This is a genomic window from Okeania sp. SIO2B9 (assembly GCF_010672505.1).
Classification (GTDB): domain Bacteria; phylum Cyanobacteriota; class Cyanobacteriia; order Cyanobacteriales; family Microcoleaceae; genus Okeania; species Okeania hirsuta.
In genome coordinates this window covers 1-3866 of record NZ_JAAHGK010000751.1, presented here as the reverse complement: position 1 = coordinate 3866, position 3866 = coordinate 1, and the positions used below count along the sequence as shown (strand labels likewise).

At 33.1% G+C, this 3866-nt stretch carries 4 protein-coding genes; 1 reads left to right on the top strand and 3 read right to left on the bottom strand.

Annotation, left to right across the window (positions count from 1 at the left end; all coding sequences use genetic code 11):
• Window positions 1-95: 95 nt before the first annotated feature.
• The 3 genes from psaM to F6K13_RS22775 all read right to left on the bottom strand — a co-directional run bounded on the left by psaM (window position 96) and on the right by F6K13_RS22775 (window position 1721).
• Window positions 96-191 (bottom strand): photosystem I reaction center subunit XII, encoded by a 96-nt coding sequence (gene psaM / locus F6K13_RS22785; protein WP_071525264.1) that lies wholly within the window; start codon window positions 189-191, stop codon window positions 96-98.
• 669 nt (window positions 192-860) lie between these two features.
• A complete protein-coding gene (gene ndk, locus F6K13_RS22780; protein WP_124145004.1) occupies window positions 861-1310 on the bottom strand; it encodes a nucleoside-diphosphate kinase in 450 nt (149 codons plus the stop codon).
• A 207-nt stretch (window positions 1311-1517) separates the two neighbouring features.
• Window positions 1518-1721: a zinc ribbon domain-containing protein gene (locus F6K13_RS22775; protein WP_161564523.1), complete on the bottom strand. Its 204-nt coding sequence runs from the start codon at window positions 1719-1721 to the stop codon at window positions 1518-1520.
• A gap of 200 nt (window positions 1722-1921) precedes the next feature.
• Between F6K13_RS22775 and speA the strand changes: the two genes are divergently transcribed.
• A partial coding sequence (speA, locus tag F6K13_RS22770; protein WP_287288470.1) for a biosynthetic arginine decarboxylase occupies window positions 1922-3866 on the top strand: 1945 nt, incomplete at its 3' end.

Below are 3866 nucleotides of genomic sequence, written 5' to 3'. Positions count from 1 at the left end.
CTATCATACTTAGTTTTGCTAAAAAGCAAAAATTTTACTGTATCTTGAGAAGCAACTGTTAGGACAAATTTAGATTTTGATAATTGACCGAGATTTTATTTGTAAAGCTCAGTTGAGAGTCGGAATGCTAAGATTCCTGGGATGAGAGCAATTACTAGAGCAACTAATACTTGAGTGTCAGATAGAGGCATAGTTCAAAACTCCTAATGTTTGTATTTGTAGTTTGCAGTTAATGTTCCATATTTTACCCGTAATTGGCAAATTTACAACTTGTAAACAAACACTAATTTTTTTTCTTCTTTCTACACTACGCATTTGATGTATTTAGCTGCGGGGTTTGCTCTTGCCTGAAACATCTCATAAGATTCTTAATATAAGTCAACATAAGTTGACAAAAAAGAAATTATTTTCAAGAATATAAAATTAGTTAAACTACTATTAATATTCGGTAAGTGGTCATTAGTATTGATAATTAGTATAGTAGGTGTTTCAGCCCTAATTTGCCATGACGATACAGAACTACTTGAACCTGAGAGTCAAATATACAATTAATTTTGCTTGACTACTTAGATATATTTTCTCAGACTAACGTTTATTCAAAGGCTATTTAAGGTCGCTATATTAGTTAGAATTATCAACCAAATATATAGTTTATTCAGAATAGTTAAGAATTGATATTTTAAGTATTTCTATATTTATACAGGATAGGGATTTCTTCAGACAAATATTCCTGCTAAATTGAGCAAATAAAGCTGAAATTTATTGAGATTTCAATATGGCATTGAAAAAGTTAGCTCTCTAAATCAGGGAGCTAACTCATAGACATTTAAGACAAGAAAAATTTTCTCTATTTCTCTATATTATTCAACAATCCAAGGAGTTAAAGTTGGCTGCCATGATACTAACTCTTCCTCTTTAAACCAAAGACTAATTTCAGTTTGAGCAGTCTCAATCGCATCAGAACCATGTATTAGATTACGGCCAACACTAATTCCATAATCACCACGAATTGTACCAGGTTCAGCACTCAAAGGATTAGTTGCCCCAATAATTTTTCTCGCAGATGCCACAACCCCTTCACCTTCCCAAACCATTGCTACTACAGGGCCAGATGTAATAAATTGTATTAAGCTTGGAAAAAATGGTCTTTCTTTATGAACTTCATAGTGTTTTTCAGCTAGTTCCTTACTTACACTCATAATTTTTAGACCAACTAGGGTAAAACCTTTTGTTTCAAAGCGACTGATAATTTGGCCAACAAGTCCTCTTTGGACACCATCGGGTTTAATAGCTATGAAGGTGCGTTCCAAACTGATACTCCTCAAAAATTTTCTGAATACACAATACAGATTAACCTGATTTGACGCTCTGCTGTACAATACCTACACAATTCCGGCAAAACTCGGTAAAACCTGGTAATGCCAGTCAAAGATGTTTGCTTCTTGCTTCAACCTGGGAGGCCACCCTCTTCCAGTTCACAAGCGTAAATTCGGGTACAGCCTACCCTATTAAATTGATTAATTTCCCCATACTGAGATAACAACAGTGCAGCATTCAAGTCGCGGTCTATTCTCATTCCACAGTGAGGACAATTCCCCGGTGCGGTCTTTTAACTTTAATTCTTGATTAATACGACCACAATAATGACAAGTTTTGGATGATTGAAACCACTGGTCAGCTAGCACTACTGTCCCACCATAGCTTACGATTTTGGTTGTCAATCGTTGTTGAAAAATACTCTCTATATCCCCATCTCTTTTTAAATAGGTCTCCAATGGGTTAGCATGAGAGTAAACACTACCTGTAGTATAGTGCTATAGTTTTTGGCTACTATATCTAGCGCTGATGCTTAATTACCTGTAAATTCAGATAATTAAGTTACAATTATTGCAATCTTAGTATATTAAAAGTAAAACACATCATGGATTTACAGTCAACTATAAATCAAAATACTTCTGATATTTCAAATAACACATCATTAACTAATACTTCTAAAACAGAAATCGAGCGGATAAACTCTCAACAAAAAAAAGTATGGACTATTGAAGATAGTGAGAAATTATATAGAATTCAAGGTTGGGGTAATCCTTATTTTTCAATTAATTCTGCTGGTCATATTACAGTTTCTCCTAAAGGCGATCTAGGAGGTTCAATAGACCTATTTGAACTGATTGAATCTATTAAACAAAGAAATATAGGATTGCCTTTAATTATTAGATTTTCCGATATCCTTGAAGATAGAATTGAGCGCTTAAATGCTTGTTTTTCTAAGGCGATCGCTCGTTATAAATATAAAAATATTTATCGTGGTGTATTTCCAGTAAAATGTAATCAAAATCGTCAATTAGTAGAAGAAATTGTTAAATTTGGTAAGCCTCATAAATTTGGTTTAGAAGCAGGTTCAAAACCTGAATTATTAATTGCGATCGCGACTTTGAATACTCCTGATTCACTAATAATTTGTAATGGTTATAAAGACCGAGAATACATTGAGACTGCAATGCTAGCTCAAAGATTAGGAAAAACACCAATAATTGTGATTGAACAGGTAGAAGAAGTACAGTTAGTAATAGAAGCTAGTCGAAAATTAAATATTAAACCAGTAGTAGGAGTTAGAGTAAAACTCAGCACTAAAGGTATCGGTCGTTGGGCAGGAACTACAGGCGACCGCGCTAAATTTGGTCTTGGTATTCCGGAAATAATTCAAGTTGTTAATCAGTTAAAAAATGCAGATATTTTAGATTCTTTGCAGCTCTTACATTTTCATATCGGTTCTCAAATTTCTTCAATTAGTGTAATTAAAGATGCTATTAGAGAAGCAAGTCAAATTTATGTTGAATTAGCTCAACTAGGAGCTAATATGAAATACTTAGATGTCGGCGGTGGTTTGGCAGTTGATTATGATGGCTCAAAAAGTAAGTTTTATGCTTCCAAAAACTATGATATGCAGAACTATGCCAATGATATTGTGGCAGAAGTTAAAGAAGCTTGTGAAGAGAAAAATATATTACCACCAATATTAGTTAGTGAAAGTGGCAGAGCTGTTGCATCTCATCAATCAGTTCTTATTTTTGATGTTTTAGGAGTTAGTCAAGTTCCAAAAGAAGAACCTAAAATTGTTGGAAAAGAAGAGCATTTAATTCTACAAAACCTCTACGAAACTTATCAATCTATTAACAAAAATAATTACCAGGAAGCATATCACGATGCAATTCAATTCAAAGAAGAATCTATAAGTCTATTTAATTTTGGATATCTGAGTATTAGCGATCGCGCCAAAGTAGAACAACTGTATTGGGGATGTTTTCAGAAAATTCAAGAGATATTAAAAGGTTCTGAATATATTCCAGATGATTTAGAAGAACTAGAAAAAATCATGGCATCTATTTATTACATTAATCTTTCTGTTTTTCAATCTGCTCCTGATAGTTGGGCGATTAATCAATTATTTCCAATTATGCCTATTCACAGGTTAGATGAAGAACCTACAGAAAGAGCTATATTAGCTGACCTTACCTGCGATAGTGATGGAAAAATTGAGAAATTTATCGATTTACGAGATGTCAAATCATTATTAGAATTACATCCTCTTCAAACTCAAGTTAGTGAGAAATATTCTGAACATTTCGCAAGTCAAACATTAGAAAATTCCTCAAAAGAAATTGCTTCTATCTTTAAACCTTACTATCTAGCAATGTTTCTTGGAGGTGCTTATCAAGAAATAATGGGTAATCTACATAACCTATTTGGTGATGTTAATGTTTTGCATATTAAATTAACCCCTTCAGGTTACAAAATCGAACACGTTGTTAAAGGTGACACAATGACAGAAGTATTAAATTATGTTCAGTATAATTCTGATGGTA

Excerpts from the sequence above, each read along its gene's own strand:
- psaM (WP_071525264.1), bottom strand. The coding sequence starts at position 191 with ATGCCTCTATCTGACACTCAAGTATTAGTTGCTCTAGTAATTGCTCTC.